Annotated in this window: 19 protein-coding genes and 1 tRNA gene; 15 read left to right on the top strand and 5 right to left on the bottom strand. The window is 62.7% G+C overall.

Features of this window, described 5'->3' with window-relative positions; all coding sequences use genetic code 11:
• Nucleotides 1-641: 641 nt before the first annotated feature.
• Nucleotides 642-2027, bottom strand: coding sequence for an MFS transporter (locus J6524_RS26930; RefSeq protein ID WP_225676188.1), 1386 nt, complete (start codon nt 2025-2027; stop codon nt 642-644).
• 127 nt (nt 2028-2154) lie between these two features.
• Between J6524_RS26930 and ggt the strand changes: the two genes are divergently transcribed.
• On the top strand, nt 2155-3897 hold the full coding sequence (gene ggt / locus J6524_RS26925; RefSeq protein WP_225676186.1) for a gamma-glutamyltransferase: 1743 nt from the start codon (nt 2155-2157) through the stop codon (nt 3895-3897).
• Nucleotides 3898-4172: 275 nt separating this feature from the next.
• On the top strand, nt 4173-5069 hold the full coding sequence (locus tag J6524_RS26920; RefSeq protein WP_225676184.1) for an SDR family oxidoreductase: 897 nt from the start codon (nt 4173-4175) through the stop codon (nt 5067-5069).
• Nucleotides 5070-5096: 27 nt separating this feature from the next.
• Here the strand turns inward: J6524_RS26920 and J6524_RS26915 are convergent, their stop codons facing one another.
• A complete protein-coding gene (locus J6524_RS26915; RefSeq protein ID WP_225676182.1) occupies nt 5097-5762 on the bottom strand; it encodes a glutathione S-transferase family protein in 666 nt (221 codons plus the stop codon).
• 150 nt (nt 5763-5912) lie between these two features.
• On the opposite strand from J6524_RS26915, the gene J6524_RS26910 reads away from it, so the two are divergent.
• From J6524_RS26910 to panE, 3 genes are all read left to right on the top strand, one after another.
• Nucleotides 5913-6521, top strand: coding sequence for a DUF2239 family protein (locus J6524_RS26910; protein WP_225676180.1), 609 nt, complete (start codon nt 5913-5915; stop codon nt 6519-6521).
• A 152-nt stretch (nt 6522-6673) separates the two neighbouring features.
• A complete protein-coding gene (locus J6524_RS26905) occupies nt 6674-7279 on the top strand; it encodes a 2-hydroxychromene-2-carboxylate isomerase (protein WP_225676178.1) in 606 nt (201 codons plus the stop codon).
• Between the two features lie 158 nt (nt 7280-7437).
• On the top strand, nt 7438-8358 hold the full coding sequence (gene panE / locus J6524_RS26900) for a 2-dehydropantoate 2-reductase (RefSeq protein WP_225676176.1): 921 nt from the start codon (nt 7438-7440) through the stop codon (nt 8356-8358).
• A 191-nt stretch (nt 8359-8549) separates the two neighbouring features.
• Here the strand turns inward: panE and J6524_RS26895 are convergent.
• A tRNA-Gly gene (locus J6524_RS26895) sits at nt 8550-8624 on the bottom strand.
• 448 nt (nt 8625-9072) lie between these two features.
• On the opposite strand from J6524_RS26895, the gene trxA reads away from it, so the two are divergent.
• From trxA to J6524_RS26875, 4 genes are all read left to right on the top strand, one after another.
• Nucleotides 9073-9996 (top strand): thioredoxin, encoded by a 924-nt coding sequence (trxA, locus tag J6524_RS26890; protein WP_225676173.1) that lies wholly within the window; start codon nt 9073-9075, stop codon nt 9994-9996.
• Between the two features lie 76 nt (nt 9997-10072).
• Nucleotides 10073-10747: an LON peptidase substrate-binding domain-containing protein gene (locus J6524_RS26885; protein ID WP_225676171.1), complete on the top strand. Its 675-nt coding sequence runs from the start codon at nt 10073-10075 to the stop codon at nt 10745-10747.
• A gap of 65 nt (nt 10748-10812) precedes the next feature.
• A complete protein-coding gene (locus J6524_RS26880) occupies nt 10813-11085 on the top strand; it encodes a hypothetical protein (RefSeq protein WP_376712084.1) in 273 nt (90 codons plus the stop codon).
• A 49-nt stretch (nt 11086-11134) separates the two neighbouring features.
• Nucleotides 11135-11332 carry a Trm112 family protein gene (locus J6524_RS26875; protein WP_225676169.1) on the top strand — a complete coding sequence of 66 codons (198 nt, stop codon included), beginning with the start codon at nt 11135-11137 and terminating at the stop codon, nt 11330-11332.
• 80 nt (nt 11333-11412) lie between these two features.
• Here J6524_RS26875 and J6524_RS26870 read toward each other — a convergent pair whose 3' ends face one another.
• Entirely contained in the window at nt 11413-12633 is a 1221-nt protein-coding gene (locus tag J6524_RS26870) for a ubiquinone biosynthesis hydroxylase (protein WP_225676167.1), read from the bottom strand.
• A 181-nt stretch (nt 12634-12814) separates the two neighbouring features.
• Between J6524_RS26870 and tesB the strand changes: the two genes are divergently transcribed.
• Nucleotides 12815-13675 (top strand): acyl-CoA thioesterase II, encoded by an 861-nt coding sequence (tesB, locus tag J6524_RS26865; RefSeq protein WP_225676165.1) that lies wholly within the window; start codon nt 12815-12817, stop codon nt 13673-13675.
• Between the two features lie 3 nt (nt 13676-13678).
• On the opposite strand, the gene J6524_RS26860 is transcribed toward tesB, so the two are convergent.
• Entirely contained in the window at nt 13679-14566 is an 888-nt protein-coding gene (locus tag J6524_RS26860; protein ID WP_225676163.1) for a DUF4339 domain-containing protein, read from the bottom strand.
• A gap of 246 nt (nt 14567-14812) precedes the next feature.
• On the opposite strand from J6524_RS26860, the gene J6524_RS26855 reads away from it, so the two are divergent.
• The 5 genes from J6524_RS26855 (at nt 14813) to J6524_RS26835 (ending at nt 20228) form a co-directional block, all read left to right on the top strand.
• Nucleotides 14813-15151 carry a P-II family nitrogen regulator gene (locus tag J6524_RS26855; RefSeq protein WP_028348351.1) on the top strand — a complete coding sequence of 113 codons (339 nt, stop codon included), beginning with the start codon at nt 14813-14815 and terminating at the stop codon, nt 15149-15151.
• A gap of 88 nt (nt 15152-15239) precedes the next feature.
• Entirely contained in the window at nt 15240-16547 is a 1308-nt protein-coding gene (locus J6524_RS26850) for an ammonium transporter (protein ID WP_283843356.1), read from the top strand.
• Between the two features lie 307 nt (nt 16548-16854).
• Nucleotides 16855-17193 (top strand): P-II family nitrogen regulator, encoded by a 339-nt coding sequence (locus J6524_RS26845; RefSeq protein WP_008142813.1) that lies wholly within the window; start codon nt 16855-16857, stop codon nt 17191-17193.
• 37 nt (nt 17194-17230) lie between these two features.
• Nucleotides 17231-18679 (top strand): ammonium transporter, encoded by a 1449-nt coding sequence (locus tag J6524_RS26840; RefSeq protein ID WP_225676161.1) that lies wholly within the window; start codon nt 17231-17233, stop codon nt 18677-18679.
• Nucleotides 18680-19004: 325 nt separating this feature from the next.
• Nucleotides 19005-20228, top strand: a complete 1224-nt coding sequence (locus J6524_RS26835) for an aminotransferase class I/II-fold pyridoxal phosphate-dependent enzyme (protein WP_225676159.1) — start codon at nt 19005-19007, stop codon at nt 20226-20228.
• Nucleotides 20229-20238 lie beyond the last annotated feature (10 nt).

Here is a 20238-nt window from a genome sequence, read left to right as displayed (position 1 = left end):
ACTCGGGAACGTCTGCCGTTGAGACAACGAGCGAATGCATACATCCACCTTATCCTTGGCCACGTCGATACCGGCGACAACACGTTCGTTTTGTGCCATCATCCACTCCCTTCCTTGCTCGGTTCGGGCTCGAAGCCCATGCAACTGTTCGGGTTGAGGAAGACACCGGATCTGTCCCTCGCTCCCCGACAGGCTCTCACGGCCTTTGAGCACGAACGGGATCAGATCCAGCGACGGGCGGTTGGTCAGAACCGCCCGTTCGCACATTCTGGCAGAATTTGCTCACACAAGAGCACGAAGTAAGCCGTAAAGCCATTGCGCAGGGAAGACCGGAGTGTTTCCGCTGTACCTGTATGCTCGTGTGCATTTCTTTCTGTGCGCAACGGCACACGAGACCGCGGGTGCAGCCAGCACCCGGTCTTCCCTGCGCCCTCTGAATAAGCGGGCGGGAAGTTATCAAGCAAACCTCGGGCAAAACATGTCGCGAGATCGCGAAGCTATATCCATCCGTCATTGCGAGCGCAGCGAAGCAATCCACGTCTCCACTTGCGGCGCTATGGATTGCTTCGCTTCGCTCGCAATGACGCGGATAGGTCGCGGCGCACCGGACATCGCGCATGCGTAGCCACCATCGTTTGATGTCACTCCCGCACGCGCGTCAACAGCGCCAGCCCTGTGGCGAAGAACACCACCAGCATTGCCATGCCGGTCTTCTGACTCGCAGTCACGGCGGTGATCGCACCAATCAGCAGCGGCCCGATGAACGATGTCACCTTCCCCGTCAGCGCGAACAATCCAAAATACTGCGCGATGCGATCCTTCGGCGCGAGGCGGATCAGCAGCGTGCGCGAGGCCGCCTGCAGCGGGCCGCCGGCCGCGCCGATCAGACAGCCGAGCACGAGATAGGCGCGCTCGGCCGCGCCGGAGAACAGCGCGCCTCCGGGTGCAGGTGGCGCGACCGGCACGAAAAGAATCGAATCCCTATCGACCAAAAGAATCGCCGCGAGCGCCAGCAGCAGGATCGAGAGACTTCCGGCGATGACGCGCTTCGGCCCCAGCATGTCATCGAGCTTGCCGCCGAGCCAGGCGCCGAAGGTGCCGGCGATGGCGAGCAGGATTCCGAACGTGCCGATCTGAATCGTGTGCCAGCCGAAGGTGCCGGCGGCATAGATGCCGCCGAAGGCGAACAGCGATACCAGCCCGTCGGTATAGATCATGTTGGCAATCAGGAATGTCGCCATCGATCGCTGATTCGGCAGTTCGCCAAGCGTCCGCTTGATCCCGCTCAGTCCTTCGCTGAGCGCCTCGCGGATCGGACGTCTTGCCGGATAATCCGGCGTGAACAGGAACATCGGCGTCACGAAAATGATAAACCAGATGGCGGTCAGCGGTCCGGTGATGCGGTCACCCTGATGGCTGACCGGGTCGAGGCCAAACAGCGGCGCCAGTCCGAACAGGGTACGGCCGGTTTCAGGGCTGGCGGCGAGAAAGCCGAGCACCAAAATAAGGCTCAGGATGCCGCCGATGTAGCCGGTTGCCCAGCCGGTGCCGGACAATCGCCCCATTCTGTCCGGCGGCACCAGCGTTGGCATCATCGCGTTGTTGAAGACGATCGCGAACTCGACACCGACGCTCGCGATCGAATAGGCCAGCAACAGCGGTGGGATGATGCCGGGGTCACCAGGTTTTCCCAGCCACATCAGGCAGGCGCCGATCACGAGCAGCGCGCCGAAGCCGGCGATCCATGGCTTGCGGCGTCCGCTGGCATCGGCAATCGCTCCGAGCACCGGCGACATCAGCGCGATCATCAGGCCGGCGGCCGCCGTCGCAAAACCCCACAATGCCTGTCCTTTCGCCGGATCGGGTGCGACGAAGTTCGCGAAATATGGCGCGAACACAAAGGTGGTGATGAGGGTGAAATAGGGCTGCGTCGCCCAATCGAAGAAGATCCAGCTAACGACCGCGGCTCGGCCGGGATATGCATGCGGAATTTTGGCGTCTTCTACCTCGGAAGCGATCACCGCCATGCCGGATATTTCCCTTCAAAGTCGCGTGAAGCGTTCTGCGTGTCCAACCAAATCCATATAGCATGCATCATCGACGCTGGGGCGGCTGCCGCGCGTCACACAGGCTTTCAACTGCGGCGGATTTTCGATGACGGTCTTTGCAATCCGGTGGCGCCGAGTAGCTGCCACATTCTTCCTTGCGTTTGTCTGGAGCGCGACGGCCTTTGCCCAGGAGCGCCGCGCTTACGCGCCCCCCAACCTCGCAACGATTCGCGCTGTTGCGGCCGAGCATGGCATAGTGGTGGCGCAGGAGCGCCTCGCTGCGCAAGTCGGCGCCGATATCCTGCGGCAGGGTGGCAATGCGATCGATGCCGCGGTCGCCACCGGCTTTGCGCTTGCCGTCACCTATCCGCGCGCCGGTAACATCGGCGGCGGCGGCTTCATGGTGATTCATTCGGCCAGCCGCAACGAAGACGTCGCGATCGATTATCGCGAGACCGCACCGGCGGCGACCACGCGCGATATCTTTCTCGGTCCGGACGGCAAGCCCGATGCCGACAAGTCACGCAATTCGGCGCTCGGCATCGGCGTGCCCGGCACCGTGGCCGGTTTGGCGCTGGCGCTGGAGAAATACGGTTCGGGGCGCTTCACGCTGGCGCAAATCCTCAAACCCGCCATCGAATTAGCTCGCGACGGCTTTGTGGTCACCGACGACATGGCCGACACGCTCTCGGACATGTACCGGCGGATGGCGCGCTGGCCGAGCTCAGCCGGGGCGCTCTCCCGTCTGGACGGCGCGCCGTTGCAGGAGGGCGACCGATTGATCCAGACGGATCTCGCCGCAACGCTGTCTGCGATCGCCGAACAAGGACCGCGCGGATTTTACGAGGGGCCGGTGGCGGAGCGGCTGGCAAAAGCCGTCCGCGATGCCGGCGGCATCATGGCGGTAGACGATCTCAAATCCTATGAAGCAGTGATCCGCAGCCCTGTGCGCGGCAACTATCGTGGCTACGACATCGTCTCGATGCCGCTGCCCTCCTCCGGCGGCACGGTGTTGCTGCAATCGCTGAACATTCTCGAGGGATTTGCGATGGCAGACATGAAGCAGGGCTCCGCCCCGTCGCTTCATGTCATGATCGAGGCCATGAAGCGCGCCTATGCCGACCGCGCGCGATATCTCGGCGATCCCGCCTTCGTCAATGCGCCGGTCAATGTGCTGACCACCAAGGAATATGCCGCCAAGCAGCGCGCCGGCATCGACCTTGCGCGCGCAACGCCGGCGGGCGATGTGCTCGCGGTGAGCCCGCGCGAGGGCAGCAACACCACGCATTATTCGGTCGTCGATGCCAGCGGCAACGCGGTTAGCAATACCTACACGCTGAACTTTCCCTATGGTGTCGGCCTGGTCGCGGCGGGGACCGGCGTGTTGCTCAACAACGAGCTCGACGACTTCACCGCCGCGCCCGGCGCTTCGAACGCGTTCGGCCTTGTCGGCTTCGAAGCCAACCTGCCCGGCCCCGGCAAGCGGCCGCTGTCATCGATGTCGCCGACCATCGTGCTGAAGGACGGCAAGCCGGTGCTGGTCACGGGCTCGCCAGGCGGCAGCCGCATCATCTCGGCGGTGCTGCAGATCGTGGTCGACGTAATCGACTACAAGATGGATGTCGCGGCCGCGGTGGCAGCGCCGCGGGTCCACCATCAATGGCTGCCCGACGAAGTGCGTGTGGAGCGCGGCTTTCCAGAGGAGGTGCTGGCTGAGCTGAGAGCGAAGGGCCACAAGGTGATCGAACCGCTCGGCCAGACTTCAGCCAATTCGATCGCCGTCACGCCGAACGGCCTGCTCGGCGCGCCCGATCCGCGGACGAGGGGAGCGGCGGCGGTGGGGCATTAGAAGCGATCACAATGTGAGGGATGTATTCGTGAGGGACGCACAGGCGGACGGGTTCCCTCCCCCCTAGCGGGGGAGGGTTAGGGAGAGGGGTAGCCAATTGCTCGACTGCTTGACGCATCATGGACAACTCCTCGCATTCCGAGCACCGTCGATGCAGGATCACGTCATGACTGAGGTCAGCGCCCGGGGCTTACCCCTCTCCCCAGCCCTCCCCCGCAAGGGGGGAGGGAGCCTGACCTGTGTGCGTCCATAACCTGGCATACAGGAGAGCTTCGATGACATCTCTCAAGGACAAGACGCTGTTCATCTCCGGCGCCAGCCGTGGCATCGGGCTGGCGATTGCGCTGCGGGCTGCGCGTGACGGCGCCAATGTTGCGATTGCGGCGAAGACCGCAGAGCCGCATCCGAGACTCAAGGGCACGATCTACACCGCGGCGGAAGAGATTCGCGCCGCCGGCGGCAAGGCGCTGCCCGTCGTGTGCGACATCCGCGACGAGGCCCAGGTGATTGCGGCGATCGAGCAGACGGTTGCCGAGTTCGGTGGCATCGACATCTGCGTCAACAATGCCAGCGCCATCAGCCTGACCAATTCGCAAGGGACCGACATGAAGCGGTTCGACCTGATGATGGGCATCAACACCCGCGGCACCTTCATGGTGTCGAAATATTGCATCCCGCATCTGAAGAAGGCTGCCAACCCGCACATCCTGATGCTGTCGCCGCCGCTCGACATGAAGGTCAAATGGTTCGAGCATTCCACTGCCTACACCATGGCGAAGTTCGGCATGAGCATGTGCGTGCTGGGCCTGTCAGGTGAACTGAAATCAGCAGGCATCGCTGTGAATGCACTGTGGCCTCGCACCACCATCGCGACCGCTGCGGTCGGCAACCTGCTCGGCGGCGAGGCGATGATGCGCGCGAGCCGCACGCCGGAGATCATGGGCGATGCGGCGCACGCGATCCTGACGCGGCCGTCGCGTGAGTTCACCGGGCAGTTCTGCATCGACGACAAGGTGCTGTACGCGTCAGGCGTCAGGGATTTCGAGAAGTATCGCGTCGATCCTTCCGTGCCGCTGATGTCCGACTTCTTCGTGCCCGACGACGACGCGCCGCCGCCCGGGGTCACCGTGCAGGCGCTGCCCTCGGTGGGTGCGGCGCAGACATCGCGCTAGAGGCGCGCGCCTCGAATGACGCTGCAGTCACCTTCCGATCACGTACGGCCCGCCCTTTTCCAGCGCACGCGCATAGGCCGGCCGCGCATGAATGCGTTCGAGAAAAGCCATCGCTCTGGGATGCCCCTGCTCCAGCCCGCCACGCGCCGCAGCCGCTTCCAGCGGAAAGCTCATCTGGATATCGGCGCCAGTGAACTCGTTGCCGGCGAACCATTCGCTTTTTCCCAGTTCGCTCTCCCAGTAGTCCATATGTTGCTTGAGCTGCGGATTGACCAGCGCCGTGAGTGCCTGGTTCGAGACCTTGCGCACCAGCGGCCGCAGCAGCGCCGGCGCTCGTTTCGGCATCAGCGTGAACAACAGCTTCAAGAGCAGCGGCGACATCGCCGAGCCTTCGGCATAGTGCAGCCAATAGGTGTAGCGCAGCCGCTCCGGCGTGTTCGGCGGCGGGATCAGGCGGCCGTTGCCATAGGTGCCGATGATGTATTCGCAGATCGCGCCGGATTCCGCGATGGTCTGGCCGTTGTCGGTGATGACGGGCGATTTGCCGAGCGGATGAATGTCGCGCAGCTCTTTCGGCGCCCGCATGTCCGGCTGACGCTGGTAGCGGACGATCTCGTAGGGAACCTCGAGCTCTTCGAGCAGCCACAGCACACGCTGCGAGCGGGAATTGTTGAGATGATGAACCGTCAGCATGGCGTCCCCTTCAATTGGCGCGCCGTTGGTGCCAGCCGGGCGCGTCAAAGTCGAGACGGCTTGGCCGGAGCTGAATATTTATCCGGGTGATATTGACATCCAAATTTATCCGGGTAAATATACCCAGAGCAAAATCCGGAAGTCTCTCCAATGGCTGACAACACCCGCTCCCAATTCACGGCCTTCATCGGCCAACAACGCCTCGCGTCAGGCCCGCTCGCCGAGGTCGCAATCGCGGTGATGAATGCCTCGCGACGGCCCGCGGCGCCGCCGATCATCATATTCGCCGACGCCACGGGGCAGCCGATCGATCTCGACCTGCGCGGCACCGAGCGCGATGTCATCACGCGACTGCCGCAACCGGCGCCCGGTCCCGAGGCCGCGACGGATGAGACGACGTCAACCGAACCGCGCGGGCGCGGACGGCCCAAGCTTGGCGTGGTCGCGCGCGAGGTGACGCTGCTTCCGCGCCATTGGGAATGGCTAGGCGCGCAGCCCGGCGGCGCATCGGTCGCCTTGCGCAAGCTGGTCGACGAGGCGCGGCGCGCCAATGGCGACGCCGATCGCGCCCGCGTTGCGCGCGATGCCGCCTATCGCTTCATGTCCGTGATGGCCGGCAACATCGCAGGCTTCGAGGAAGCGTCGCGAGCCCTGTTCGCGGATGACCGGCGGAAATTCGTCGGCCTGATCGCCGGCTGGCCCGACGATATCCGCGACCACGTCATCAAGCTCGCCTTCAGCGATCGCGCCGAGGCATAGGCGCGATCGCACCGCTTGCCGAACACTTGATGCCGCCGGCCTCGGCTGGTTTAACGGAAGCAGGGTCTTCACAGTATTACGATCGTCATCATACTGGTGGACGCGCTATCTAGCTTGCTCCACAATGCGCCAAAACATCAGGGAGACTGCCCGTGAGCACAAATCCGCAATTCCTGTTCGACGTCGGCAGCCCCAACGCCTTCCTCAGCCATGAAGCTATACCGGCGATAGAAAAACGCACCGGCGTGAAGTTCGAGTATATACCGATTCTGCTCGGCGGCATCTTCAAGGCCACTAACAACAGATCGCCTGCGGAAACGCTTGCCGGCATCAAGAACAAGCGCGAATTCTATGCGCTGGAAACCGAGCGCTTCCTCAAACGCTTCGGTGTCAAGCCCTATGTCTGGAATCCGTTTTTCCCGGTCAACACGCTGAACCTGATGCGTGCGGCGGTGGCGGCCCAGTTCGAAGGCGTGTTCGAAAAATATGTCGAGGCGGCGTTCCATCACATGTGGGTCGAGCCGAAGAAGATGGATGATCCTGAGATCGCGGCCAAGGCGCTGGCCTCATCCGGCCTCGATGCCGGCAAGCTGCTGACGCGCGCGCAGGACGCTGATGTAAAGGCCAAACTGATCGAGAATACGCAAAATGCGGTCGAGCGCGGCGCGTTCGGCTCGCCGACGTTCTTCGTCGGCGACGAAATGTTTTTCGGCAAGGAACAGCTTCGCGAGGTCGAGGAAATGATCTCAGGGAAGTAGCCGGCGGGATTCGACTGTTCGGCGGGAAGTGGTAAAGAAGCGAATAGCGAGTAGCGACTGGCGAATAGCGAGTGGGAGAACGAGGCGAGGATCCCCCTATTCGCTACTCCCTACTCGCTATTCGCCCTTCCAAGACCAAAAACAAAAGGAAGTAACCCATGCGTATTCTCGTGGTCGGCGCCGGCGCCATTGGCGGCTATTTCGGCGGCAGGCTGCTTCAGGCAGGGAACGACGTGACGTTCCTGGTCCGGCCGAAGCGTGCATCCGAGCTCGCGAGCGCAGGCCTTGTCATCAAGAGCCCCGCCGGCGACGTGACGCTGAAGAGCCCGCCGACGGTGCAAGCCGACAAGCTTGCCGAGACCTTCGACGTCGTACTGTTGAGCTGCAAGGCGTTCGACCTGGAAGACGCGATCAGGTCCTTTGCTCCTGCGGTCGGGCCAAACACGTCGATCATTCCGCTGCTCAACGGCATGCTGCATCTCAACGTGCTGGACGAGAAATTCGGAGCCGAGCGCGTACTCGGCGGCCTCTGCGCGATAGCGGTGACGCTCAACGACGCCCGCGAGGTGGTTCAGCTCGCGCCGATGCAGTCGCTCAATTTCGGCGAACGCGACGGCTCGATGTCGGAACGGGTGCGCGCGATTGCGAAAGTCTTCGACAGCGGCAAATTCGGCGCGATCGCCAGTGAACACATCATGCAGGACATGTGGGAGAAATGGGTTTTCCTCGCTTCGCTCGCGGCATCGACCAGCCTGATGCGCACCTCGGTCGGCAACATCCTGGCGGTCCCCGGCGGCAAGGATTTCCTGCTCGGCATGCTCGATGAATGCAGCGCGATCGCCAAGGCGTCGGGCTATGAGCCGAGCGGTCCGTTCTTCCAGCGCACCGCCGGCCTGTTGACGACCGAGGGCTCGCCGATGACCGCCTCGATGTTCCGCGACATTAAGGCAGGCCTGCCGGTCGAGGCCGACCATGTGATCGGCGACCTCGTCGCACGCGCCGACGCCGCCAAAATTCCGGTGCCGAAGCTGCGTATCGCCTACACCCACCTCAAGGCGTATGAGAAGCAGCGGGGCTAGATACGATCGACCGCAAGCCGCGCCCGGATTTCAGCCTGCAGCGTCTCCGCGTTCGGGTCGTTCGTGTTGCGAACAGGTTATGTTCAGCGACGCCTAATCGTCGAGATGCCTATGCGCCGCTGCGCTAAAACGAAAGCCCGCCAAAATGGCGGGCTGCGTTTTCGATCCGGTGATGCCGATTTGAGGAGATCTGGAGCGGGCGAAGGGGCTCGAACCCTCGACCCCGACCTTGGCAAGGTCGTGCTCTACCACTGAGCTACACCCGCATCCGAGATGGCGGCGACGCGCGCCGTCAACGGCAGACCTATGCCAAATGCGGACCGCGAATGCAACAGTCCGAACGCAATTGGCTGACACCTGATGGACCCGATTTCATTAACAAATGGGCTCGAATCAGCTCGAAACAACCCTGAACGGGCCAACTGAGGTCAGAGGACACGAATCGGAACCCCGAACAGGCCGCGGCGAAGCGACTCGAACTCAATCATGAACCATCCTTACGGGTTCCGATCGGTGCGCCCCGATTCCCCGGATGCAATTGCCGGCTGTCCACCAGTATACCTCCCGATCAACGCGCGGGGCCGCTGCTCGATGGCGCTCGACAATTGAATTTTGTGACCAAGCCGCCATCTAGCGAATGAGAACTTGGTTCCGGGACGTGCTAGAACGGGCCTGTTCCCGAACAGCGTTCGCAAAACATCAGGCGAGGATACCGTGACGATAGTTGAGCAGGGCGGCGGCCCGGCACCGCAGGCAGCGGCCGATCTGATCAAGGAGACGACCACCCAGACCTTCGTAAAGGACGTCATCGAGGAATCGAAGCGCCAGCCGGTGCTGATCGATTTCTGGGCCGAGTGGTGCGGTCCTTGCCGACAGCTCACGCCGGTGCTCGAAAAGGCAGTCCGCGCGGCCAAAGGCAAGGTCAAGCTGGTCAAGATGAACATCGACCACCACCCGGCCATTCCTGGCCAGATGGGCATTCAGTCGATCCCGGCTGTAATTGCCTTCGTCAATGGCCAACCGGCCGACGGCTTCATGGGCGCGGTGCCGGAGAGCCAGGTCAATGCCTTCATCGACAAGATCACCAAGGGCGTGACGGCGCCGGGCGAACCCAATATCGCGGAAGTCCTGAAAGAAGCCGAAGCCGTGCTGGCGGAAGGCGATGCTGCCGCGGCCGCGCAGATCTATGCCGAGATCTTGGGTTTCGACGCCACCAATATCGCGGCGCTGGCGGGACTTGCGAAATGCTATGTGACGACGGGCGCCGTCGAACAGGCCAAGCAGACGCTCGCAATGGTGCCGGAATCGAAGCGCAATGACGCTGCGGTGAAGGCGGCGCAGGCCGCGATCGATCTTGCCGAGCAGGCCAAGTCGGTCGGTCCGGTGACCGAGCTGGAGCAGAAGGTCGCTGCCAACCCGCTCGATCATCAGGCGCGATTTGATCTTGCGACCGCGCTCAATGCGCTCGGCAAGCGAACGGAGGCCACCAACCAGCTGCTGGAGATCGTCAAGCGCGACCGCAAGTGGAACGATGACGCCGCCCGCAAGCAGCTGGTGCAGTTGTTCGAGGCGTGGGGCGGCGCTGACGAAGCGACCGTCGAGGGACGCAAGCGGCTATCGACGATCCTTTTCTCGTAAGGCGTAGCCCACAGCCGTGGGACATGGTTTTGTGAAGAGAACACGCACCGAACCAACGAACTGACCGGGACTGCCAATGCCGATCAATGCCGAATATCGCGGACCCGGCGAGCTTCCCGAAATTATTCCGGTGTTTCCGTTGCCGGGCGCGCTGTTGCTGCCGCGCGGCCAGATGCCGCTCAACATCTTCGAGCCGCGCTATCTGGCGATGGTGGACGACGCGCTGCGCGATGGCCACCGTCTGATCGGGATGATCCAGCCGGATATTTCCCACACCAGGGATGAGCAACGGCCCGAACTGTTCCGGGTCGGCTGCGTCGGCCGCATCACCCAGCTCGCCGAATCCGGCGACGGCCGCTACATCCTCGAACTGACCGGCATCGCCCGCTTCAAGGTGGTGGAGGAGATCGGAGCGCTGACCGCTTACCGGCAATGCAAGGTGGACTTCTTCCCCTATGCCGACGATTTCATCGCGCGCAAGGGCGAAGAGGAGGTTGACCGCACGGCCTTGCTTGACGTTCTGACCGACTTTCTCAACGCCAATAATCTGAAGGTGGATTGGGAAGGCATCGAGAGCGCGCCGAACGAGGCGCTGGTCAACGCGCTTGCGATGATGTCGCCCTATGGTCCGGCGGAAAAGCAGGCGATGCTGGAAGCGCCCGACCTGAAAACCCGCGCCGAGATCCTCATCGCGGTAACCGAGATGGACCTCGCCAAGAAGCGCACCAGCGGCGACACCGGCCTGCAGTAGCGCGGATGTCGGCATTGGGCTCGACCCGGCGAGCCATAGCCTTCGGAAGATTTTCAAGAAGATTGATGGATGCCCGGCGGCTGACGTTGGAGCGCGCCGTCCGCACCTGGGCCAGCGTCGATCCCGCCGCGCGCGCCGCCGTGCAGGCGATCGACCGGCGGCGGCTGACCTATGTCGAAGGCTTGCTGGCGCAGTCGGGCCTATCGGCGGGAACCGCCCGCGCCCGCGCGCAAGTTCTCTATTGGGCGTTTCTCGGCTTTGCGCTATCCGACCAGCCGTTGCCTAAGGCGCGACAACAGGCCGTGGTCGATGAGCTGGTGCGGATGGCAACGTTATGACATCCAGCGGTCTTGTATGCTAAGGACCACGCCGATCCGGAGTTGATAAATGAACGCCTCGCCCGAACGCCTCGACAGCACCGTCGACCCAAAGCTGTTGGAAATCCTGGTCTGTCCGGTGACCAAGGGACCATTGGAATTCGATTCGACGCGGCAGGAACTGATCTCGCGCTCGGCCAAACTCGCCTATCCGATCCGCGACGGCATTCCGATCATGTTGCCGGAAGAGGCGCGGAAGATCGAGTGACGAAGCTGGCGAATAGGGAGTAGCGAATGGCGAATAACAGAACGTCTACTCGCTACTCGCAATTCGCTATTCGCCCCCTTTTACAACGCCTCGCCCTTCAACAGCCGCGGCACCTCGCCCGACAAGCCTGCCGCCTGTTTGATGAAGATGCCTTTGAGCGGCGGCGCGCGGTCGACGAGGCCAAGCCCGATATCGCGCACCGTACGCAGCAAAGTTGATTCATTTGAGAACAGGAAGTTCAGCGAATTGGTGGCGAAGCCCATCGCCATTGTGTCGAAGCGCCGCCAGCGCTGATAGCGGTCGAGCACATCGGCCTGCCCGGGATCAATGCCGAGGCGGGCTGCGTCGACCACCACTTCGGCCAGCGCGGCGACATCCTTCAGGCCCATGTTGAGGCCCTGCCCCGCGATCGGATGAATGACATGCGCGGCGTCGCCGACCAGCGCCAGCCGCTCGGCCACGAACGAGCGCGCCACGAAATAGCCGAGCGGAAACGCGCGGGGCTTGTCGAGCGCTTTGATCTCGCCGAGGTGCAGCCCGAAACGCTTTTCGAGCTCGTCATGGAATTCGGTTTCGCCAAGCGCGGTGATGCGCGCGGCCTCAGCACGGCTCTCGGTCCATACCAGCGACGAGCGTTTGCCGGTCAGTGGCAGGATCGCAAACGGGCCTGCCGGAAGAAAATGCTCTTCAGCGCGTCCGTGATGATCCCGCTCATGGCCGACGGTGACGACGATGCCGGATTGATCGTAATCCCAGCCATGGGTCGCGATGCCAGCGCGCTCGCGCAGCCGCGAGCGCGCACCATCGGCGGCTACCAATAAGCTTGCCTCGACGATATCGCCGTCCGCGAGCGTCACGGTGACACCGTCGGAGCGTGAATCGTATGTCGAAACGGCGGTGGCGCGGAGATCGACGCCTTCGGCCTCGGCCCGCGCAACCAGCGCGTCGATGAGACGGCGGTTCTCGACCATATGCGCAAACGGCTCGCCCGGTTCGACATCGCCGGCGAAGGTCAAGAAAACCGGTCGGGTAGCGTCCTCCAACTTGGAATCGGTGACGACCATGTCGAGGATCGGCTGCGAAGCGGCCGCGATCTGGTCCCAGACGCCGAGCGCCTCGAACAGACGCCGGCACGCCGCCACGATCGCGGTTGCTCGCGGGTCACGGCTCGGCCGCGCGGCCAAGGCCGGATCGGCGACGATAACGGGAATATCCGCGCCAAGGCCCTGGCGAAACGCCAGCGCCAGCGCCAGCCCGGCAAAGGCGCCGCCGCAGATGACAATGCTTCGCTGTGCCGCCATGTCGATCCTTGCCCGGTTACTTCCTCACATCAGACGAGACTTGCTACCTGATTTTAGCTGGGCGAAACAGGGCCGAGAAACAAGGATGGTTAGCTGGATCGTCATTCCGGGGCGCGCGCAGCGCGAAACCTTTCGAGGCGCCCCCGGGAATGACGGCAGCATCGCAATTGAAAGCGCTCCCATGTCCAAAGGCCTGATTGACCTGATTTCCATCCTCGATCTCGAACAGCTCGAGGTGAACTTGTTCCGCGGCAACAGCCCGAAAACGAGTTGGCAGCGGGTGTTCGGCGGACAGGTGATCGGACAGGCCATGGTCGCGGCGTGCCGCACCGTCGAAGGCCGGCTGCCGCATTCAATCCATTGCTATTTCATCCTGCCCGGCGATCCGCAAGTCCCGATCATCTACCAGGTCGAACGGCTGCGCGACGGCAAGAGCTATTCCACCCGCCGCGTGACCGCAATTCAGCATGGCAACGCCATCTTCTCGATCATGGTATCGTTCCACGCGGAGGAGGAAGGCGCTTTCGACCATCAGGACGAGATGCCGGATGTCCCACCGCCGGAAAAACTTACGGCGGAAGAAGTGTCGAAACAGCCGATGTTCAAGGAGATGCCGGACTTCATCCGCCGCTATTACGAATCCGATCGGCCGATCGAGCTGCGCCCTGTCGAGCTCGGCCGTTACTTCGGCCAGAAGATCGACGACGGGCGCATTCATGTCTGGATTCGCACCGCGGCCAAACTGCCCGACGATCCGGCACTGCATCTATGCGCGCTGGCCTATGCGTCGGATTTCTCTCTGCTCGATGCCGTGATGGCGCGTTACGGCCGCACGCTGTTCGACAAGCGGATGATGCCGGCGAGCCTCGATCACGCGATGTGGTTTCATCGCCCGTTCCGCGCCGACGAATGGCTGCTCTATGCGCAGGACTCGCCGAGTGCGCAAGACGGCCGCGGATTGACCCGCGGCCTGATCTTCAAGCCGGACGGCACGCTGGTCGCGTCTGTCGCCCAGGAGGGCTCGGTGCGCCAGCGCAAGTGAGGCTTACGCGTTTGCCAGCGTGCCGCGCTCCGCCAAAACAGTCTGCGAAGCCAGCCACTGCATCATCCATCGATACACCCAAGGTATCGGAATGATGAAGAAGAAGCCGATTACAGCCACGAGCGCGCGCCACAGAAACTCCAGCCCGCTGCCGATGAAGAGAACTTCACGGCGCGTACCCTCGATGTTCCGGCAAAACCATCGCAGCCAGGCGACGTAGACCCACGCCCATCCGACAATGGTGATGACGGAGATGACGGCCAGAATCGACCATCCGACATAGGCCCAAACCGAACCGGTGAAGGTGAGCCCGAGCGGCTGACCGTTGGACGAGAGGTTGGCGATAAACCATTTGACGAAAAGCCAGTAGAGAACGAGCTGGCCGATGTTCACGACATTGCTGAGCCACTCGATACCGGTCAGGCCAACCCCGATGATGATGACGGCGGCTCCGAAATACCAGGGAACGATCGTCATCGCTTCGCCTTCGAAGCCGAGGTTGGGCCGCCCCGGCACCTTGATGCACGATACGATCCATTTGGTGTACCACACCAGGACCCACGGTCCCGGGATGATAAAGATGAGGCCGATCGCGAGCACGAGGCTGCGCCAGACAAACTCCAGAATTCCGAAATCGATCGACAGTGGGCCTCCGCTGTAGCTTCCGGCCATTTGTGGCGGGCCGCCGGGCTGCGCGAAGGCGGGCGGGCCGGATCCGCCGGGTATCAGGCCCGGGATTTCCCCCGCCCGCTGCCAACCCGACATTCCCTCGGTCCAGACCAGCGTATCCGCCCCGATCATGCCCCGGGTGATGAGATCGCGAAGCTGTCCCTCTGGATAAGGACCCTGTTGCTGGCCGTTGGCGGCATAAAACCACGATCGGTTCGACATTTTATTTCCTTGAGCCGTGGAAAATGGAGATAGCCGGCGGGCGGCTGAGGGTGAGAACTCATTTTGGCGGACGATCCGACCGCCTGTACAGTGATCGGCATCACCAGGTCGAAATGTTTTCCCCTTCTACCTGCAACTTTTTTGTGCCATTTGCCTAGAAAGATGCCAAATTTGCATCGGCAGCGAGCCGACCGACGTCAGCCTGCCGCGTGCTCAAGAAATGTCCAGGGAAATGAAGGCCGGATCATGAAACTCGTCGTTGCCATCATCAAACCTTTCAAGCTTGACGAAGTCCGCCAAGCGCTGACGGCCATCGGCGTGCACGGCATGACGGTGACCGAGGTCAAAGGCTATGGCCGTCAGAAGGGCCATACCGAAATCTATCGCGGCGCCGAGTATGTCGTGAACTTCCTGCCCAAGCTGCGAATCGAAATCGCAGTCGCGTCCGACGTTGCGGACAAGGCGGTCGAAGTCATCACCGCGAACGCGCGTACCGGGCAGATCGGCGACGGCAAGATCTTCGTCACGCCGATCGACCACGCCCTGCGCATCCGAACCGGCGAGACCGATAGCGACGCGCTCTGAGCATCACCGAAAGCGCACAGCGGCAAACGATGCTGAACGCGCGAAGTTAAGAAACGACAGCGACGCGACAACAGGCCGGGGGAATTCCATGGGGGCACCATCGTATCGTGCAGCGCGCAATGCTGCGCTCATTACGCTCGCGGCGAGCGTCTCCTTCGCGACGCCTGCTTTGGCCGAGACGCACGCCATCAACGCCGCCGACACCGCCTGGATGATCGTCGCCACTGCGCTCGTATTGATGATGACGATACCGGGCCTGGCGCTGTTCTATTCCGGCATGGTGCGCAAGAAGAACGTGCTGGCGACGATGGCGCAGAGCCTCTCTGCCGTTGCGATCATCTCGATTCTCTGGGTGGCGTTCGGCTATTCGCTGGCCTTTGTCGGCGATGGCCCCTTGATCGGCACGCTCGATCGCTGGTTCCTGATCGGCATGACGATGGAGAGCGTCAATCCGGCGGCGAAGACGATCCCGGAAGCGCTTTTCATGCTTTACCAGATGACGTTTGCGATCATCACGGTGGCGCTGGTGGCGGGCGCGGTCGCGGACCGGATGCGGTTTTCAGCCTACCTCCTGTTCTCCGTCGGCTGGTTCATGTTCGTCTACGTGCCGCTGGCGCACTGGGTCTGGGGCGGCGGATTCCTTGCAAGTGCGGGGGTTCTCGATTTCGCCGGCGGTCTCGTCGTGCATCTGTCGGCCGGCATCGGCGGTTTGGTGGCCGCGACGGTGATGGGCCGGCGTCACGGCTATGGCAGCGAGAACCTCGCCCCGTTCGATCTGTCGCTCGCCGTGATCGGCACCGGATTGTTGTGGGTCGGCTGGTTCGGCTTCAACGGCGGATCGGCGCTGGCTGCCAATTCGCGCGCGGTGATGGCGATCACCGCGACCCATCTCGCCGCCTGCGCTGGTGCGCTAACCTGGGCCGCGATCGAATGGGCGACGCGGCGCAAGCCGTCGGTGCTCGGCATGATCTCGGGTGCCATCGCGGGCCTTGGCACGATCACGCCGGCTTCGGGCTTCGTTGCGCCGTGGCATGGCGTTCTGATCGGCGTCGTCGCCGGGACGCTCTGCTTCTGGGCCTGCACCTGGCTGAAGCAGCGCTTCAAATACGACGATTCGCTCGACGTTTTCGGCGTCCACGGCATTGGTGGATTGACCGGCACATTGCTCGCCGGCGTCTTTGCAGTGAATGCCATCGGCGGCACCTCGGGCCTGCTCGAGGGCAACGCGCAGCAGGTCCTGACCCAGCTTTATGGGATCGCCGCCACGCTGGTTTGGTCTGCGGTCGTGACCTTTGTCTTGCTCAAGCTGGTGGGCGTATTCGCGCCGCTGCGGGTCTCGCTGCAGCAGGAGCTGGAAGGCCTCGATATCTCCCAGCACGGCGAAGCCCTGCAGTAGCGGACACCCACCCCGCTACCATTTTGTTGCTCTACCGCTGAGCACGAATGTGTCGGCCGTCAGGCCTGCTCACGATTTGTGCAGGCCTGACTACGCTTTGGGCGCGACGGAATGGCGCAGGAAGATGCAATTCCCGCGGAGGGCAAAAAGGGCCGAATTCATAATCTGTTAGTGAATGGTCCCGATCTGGCACGGCATTTGATTCTAAGGGTCCTGGCTGTGCCCGCGTAGTGAACATCTCCGCGTGGTGATCTCAGTCGAGAACGCCCGGTCCCTCCCAGCCGGGCCCAAGCGGGGACCAAGACCCATGAAAATTGTTATGGCGATCATCAAGCCATTCAAACTCGAAGAAGTCCGCGACGCCCTGACCGCCATCGGCGTTCACGGCCTCACGGTGACCGAAGTCAAAGGTTATGGCCGCCAGAAGGGCCACACTGAAATCTATCGCGGCGCCGAATACGCCGTGAGCTTCCTGCCCAAGATCAAGATTGAGGTCGCCGTGGCCTCCGATCAGGTTGACAAGACCATCGACGCCATCACGTCAGCCGCCAAGACCGGACAGATCGGCGACGGCAAGATCTTCGTCATCAACCTCGACCATGCGGTCCGCATCCGCACCGGTGAGGCGGATGCCGCGGCCCTCTGATTTTGCGCACAAACCTTACCATTCAGGAGTAGAATCAATGACGTTTAAACGTCCCTATAGCGCGGGATTGGCGGCGCTCGCAGTCGGCATGTTCGCCGCGACCGCTGCCTATGCCGAGCCGACCGTCAACAAGGGCGACAACGCCTGGATGCTGACCTCGACAGTGCTGGTGCTGTTGATGACCATCCCGGGCCTGGCGCTGTTCTATGGTGGTCTCGTCCGCTCCAAGAACATGCTCTCGGTCCTGATGCAGGTCTTCTACACGGTCTGCATCGTTGTCGTTCTGTGGGCCCTCTACGGCTACAGCCTCGCCTTCACCGGCGGATCCGACTTCATCGGCGGCTTCTCCAAGGCCTTCCTGATGGGTGTGACCACGGATTCGAAGGTGGCGACCTTCAGCGTCGACGCCAACATCTCCGAACTGATCTATATCTGCTTCCAGATGACGTTTGCGGCGATCACCCCCGCCCTCATCGTCGGTGCCTTTGCCGAGCGCATGAAGTTCGCGGCAATCGCGCTGTTCATCCCGCTCTGGGTCACGCTGATCTACCTCCCGATCGCGCACATGGTCTGGTACTGGCCCGGTCCGGATGCGATCCAGGATGCAGCCAAGGCGCTCGCCGCAGCGGCTGACGGTGCGGCGAAGACGGCGGCGCAGGCCAAGCTCGACGAGATCAACGCCGATGCCGGCTGGATCTTCAAGAAGGGAGCGATCGACTTCGCCGGCGGCACCGTGGTGCACATCAATGCCGGTATCGCCGGCTTGGTCGGTGCGCTCCTGATCGGCAAGCGTGTCGGCTACGGCAAGGAGCTGATGGCTCCGCACTCCCTGACCATGAGCATGATCGGCGCTTCGCTGCTCTGGGTCGGCTGGTTCGGCTTCAACGCCGGATCGAACCTGGAAGCCTCGGGCGGCGCCGCGCTCGCCATGACCAACTCCTTCGTTGCAACCGCAGCGGCGGCGATGGCCTGGATGTTCGCGGAATGGATCGTCAAGGGCCATCCCTCCGTGCTCGGCGCATTGTCCGGCGCGGTGGCGGGCCTCGTGGCGGTCACCCCGGCAGCCGGCTTTGCCGGTCCGATGGGCGCGATCGTGCTCGGCCTCGTGGTCGGTGTCGTCTGCCTGTTCTTCTGCACCGTGGTGAAGAACTCGCTCGGCTATGACGACTCGCTCGACGTGTTCGGCGTCCACTGCGTCGGCGGCATCGTCGGCGCGATTGGCACCGGCATCCTGGTCAATCCGGCCCTCGGTGGCGCGGGCGTCATCGACTACACCGCCATTCCGCCGAAGGTCGCGGACTACGACTTCGTCGCCCAGATCACCTCTCAGCTCTGGGGCGTCTGCACCACGCTGGTCTGGTCGGGCATCGGTTCGGCGATCCTCTTCAAGGTGGTCGACGTGATCGTCGGTCTGCGCGTCAACGTCGAGACCGAGCGTGAAGGCCTCGACGTCACCGAGCACACCGAGCGCGCTTACAACATGTAAGTTCTCCCGGGGTGCGATCCCGAGAGGAGGTCGCATCCACTACTCCGGTTCGGGCACATACCCGGCAATGCCCTGACCGTTGAGGGGCTCCAGCGCAAGTTGGAGCCCCTTTCTTTTTTGTTTCTCCCGCCCAAGGGCCCCCGCCGTCTTCAACCCTTGTCGCGGATCCCCGAAAAACCTCGGTTCCAAAGGTCAAAGGCCGTAAAATCGCTGCAGGCTTCGATGGTTAATCGCGTCTTAACCTCGCCGTATCTATGGTGATTTGATGGGTTCGCAGTCCCGGGAAAAGACCTCGGCTGCTTTTGAGAGTACTGGCGTTTCAGACATGGCAATGACCGTCCCTTCCGGCGTGGCGCACGGCGCCGGCAACGCATCTGCCGGTCAGGCCGAGCGCTCGCCCTTTATCCGGACGACCGAGCTATTGGCGCCGTACCAGCCGGCCAAGCCATTGATCACGCTCTCATTAGGCGAGCCGCAGCACCCGGTGCCTGACTTCGTCGGGCCGGTGCTGGCAAAACACATCGCCGAATTCGGGCGCTATCCCCTGGCCAAGGGGATCGAGCCGTTCAGGCGCGCCGCCGCCAACTGGCTGTCGAAACGATTCGATCTGCCGCGGCCCATTGATCCCGAGAGCGAGATCCTGGTCCTGAACGGCAGCCGCGAAGGGCTGTTCTTTGCCGCGATCACGGCCGCCCGCTATGTCGGCCCGCGCAAGGGCAGGCCCGCGATTCTGATGCCCAACCCGTTTTATCCGGCCTATGGCGCGGGCGCTCGCGCGGCTGGCTGTGAACTGATCTACCTGCCGACCACGATCGCCAACGGCTTTTTGCCCGATCTCGACACGCTTGACGAAGCGACGCTGGCGCGGACCGTCGCGATCTACATTGCCTCGCCCGCCAACCCGCAAGGCGCCGTCGCCTCGCGCGACTACTTCACGCGACTAAAGAAACTCGCGGACGCCTATGGCTTCATGATCCTGAGCGACGAGTGCTATTCGGAAATCTATACCAAGCAGGCGCCGGGCAGCGCGCTGGAATGCGCCGGGCCCGACTTCACCAATGTCATTGCATTCCAGTCGCTGTCGAAGCGCTCGAACCTTCCCGGCATGCGCGTCGGCTTTGCCGCCGGCGACCGGAAGTTTCTCGCCGCCTTCCATGAATTGCGCAACGTCGCAGCACCCCAGGTGCCGGTGCCACTGCAGCATGTCGCGGTCGCGGCCTATAGCGACGAGACGCATGTCGAGGAGAACCGCAGGCTCTACCGCATCAAGTTCGATCTCGCCGACCAGATTCTCGGCAGCCGTTACGGCTATGTGCGGCCGGCCGGCGGCTTCTGCGTCTGGCTCGACGTATCCGAGCGCGGCGGTGACGAGGCGGCGGCGGTAAGACTCTATCGCGACGCGGGCGTCCGCGTGATTCCGGGCAGCTATCTGTCGCGGCTGCAACCCGACGGCTTCAATCCGGGCGCAGGCTACATCCGTCTTGCGCTGGTCTCAGACAGTGAATCAACAGCCGAGGCATTGCACCGGCTGGTCGAAATTCTGGATTAATCGCAGGGCC

The organism is Bradyrhizobium hereditatis, from assembly GCF_020329435.1.
GTDB lineage: Bacteria > Pseudomonadota > Alphaproteobacteria > Rhizobiales > Xanthobacteraceae > Bradyrhizobium > Bradyrhizobium hereditatis.
Note: the sequence above shows the minus strand (reverse complement) of the source record. Positions and strands in the feature narration are given on the sequence as shown.

Coding starts and splice junctions, on each gene's coding strand:
- J6524_RS26930 (WP_225676188.1), bottom strand. CDS start 2,027: ATGGCGGTGATCGCTTCCGAGGTAGAAGACGCCAAAATTCCGCATGCA.
- ggt (WP_225676186.1), top strand. CDS start 2,155: ATGACGGTCTTTGCAATCCGGTGGCGCCGAGTAGCTGCCACATTCTTC.
- J6524_RS26920 (WP_225676184.1), top strand. CDS start 4,173: ATGACATCTCTCAAGGACAAGACGCTGTTCATCTCCGGCGCCAGCCGT.
- J6524_RS26915 (WP_225676182.1), bottom strand. CDS start 5,762: ATGCTGACGGTTCATCATCTCAACAATTCCCGCTCGCAGCGTGTGCTG.
- J6524_RS26910 (WP_225676180.1), top strand. CDS start 5,913: ATGGCTGACAACACCCGCTCCCAATTCACGGCCTTCATCGGCCAACAA.
- panE (WP_225676176.1), top strand. CDS start 7,438: ATGCGTATTCTCGTGGTCGGCGCCGGCGCCATTGGCGGCTATTTCGGC.
- J6524_RS26885 (WP_225676171.1), top strand. CDS start 10,073: ATGCCGATCAATGCCGAATATCGCGGACCCGGCGAGCTTCCCGAAATT.
- J6524_RS26880 (WP_376712084.1), top strand. CDS start 10,813: ATGGATGCCCGGCGGCTGACGTTGGAGCGCGCCGTCCGCACCTGGGCC.
- J6524_RS26875 (WP_225676169.1), top strand. CDS start 11,135: ATGAACGCCTCGCCCGAACGCCTCGACAGCACCGTCGACCCAAAGCTG.
- J6524_RS26870 (WP_225676167.1), bottom strand. CDS start 12,633: ATGGCGGCACAGCGAAGCATTGTCATCTGCGGCGGCGCCTTTGCCGGG.
- tesB (WP_225676165.1), top strand. CDS start 12,815: ATGTCCAAAGGCCTGATTGACCTGATTTCCATCCTCGATCTCGAACAG.
- J6524_RS26860 (WP_225676163.1), bottom strand. CDS start 14,566: ATGTCGAACCGATCGTGGTTTTATGCCGCCAACGGCCAGCAACAGGGT.
- J6524_RS26855 (WP_028348351.1), top strand. CDS start 14,813: ATGAAACTCGTCGTTGCCATCATCAAACCTTTCAAGCTTGACGAAGTC.
- J6524_RS26850 (WP_283843356.1), top strand. CDS start 15,240: ATGGGGGCACCATCGTATCGTGCAGCGCGCAATGCTGCGCTCATTACG.
- J6524_RS26845 (WP_008142813.1), top strand. CDS start 16,855: ATGAAAATTGTTATGGCGATCATCAAGCCATTCAAACTCGAAGAAGTC.
- J6524_RS26840 (WP_225676161.1), top strand. CDS start 17,231: ATGACGTTTAAACGTCCCTATAGCGCGGGATTGGCGGCGCTCGCAGTC.
- J6524_RS26835 (WP_225676159.1), top strand. CDS start 19,005: ATGGCAATGACCGTCCCTTCCGGCGTGGCGCACGGCGCCGGCAACGCA.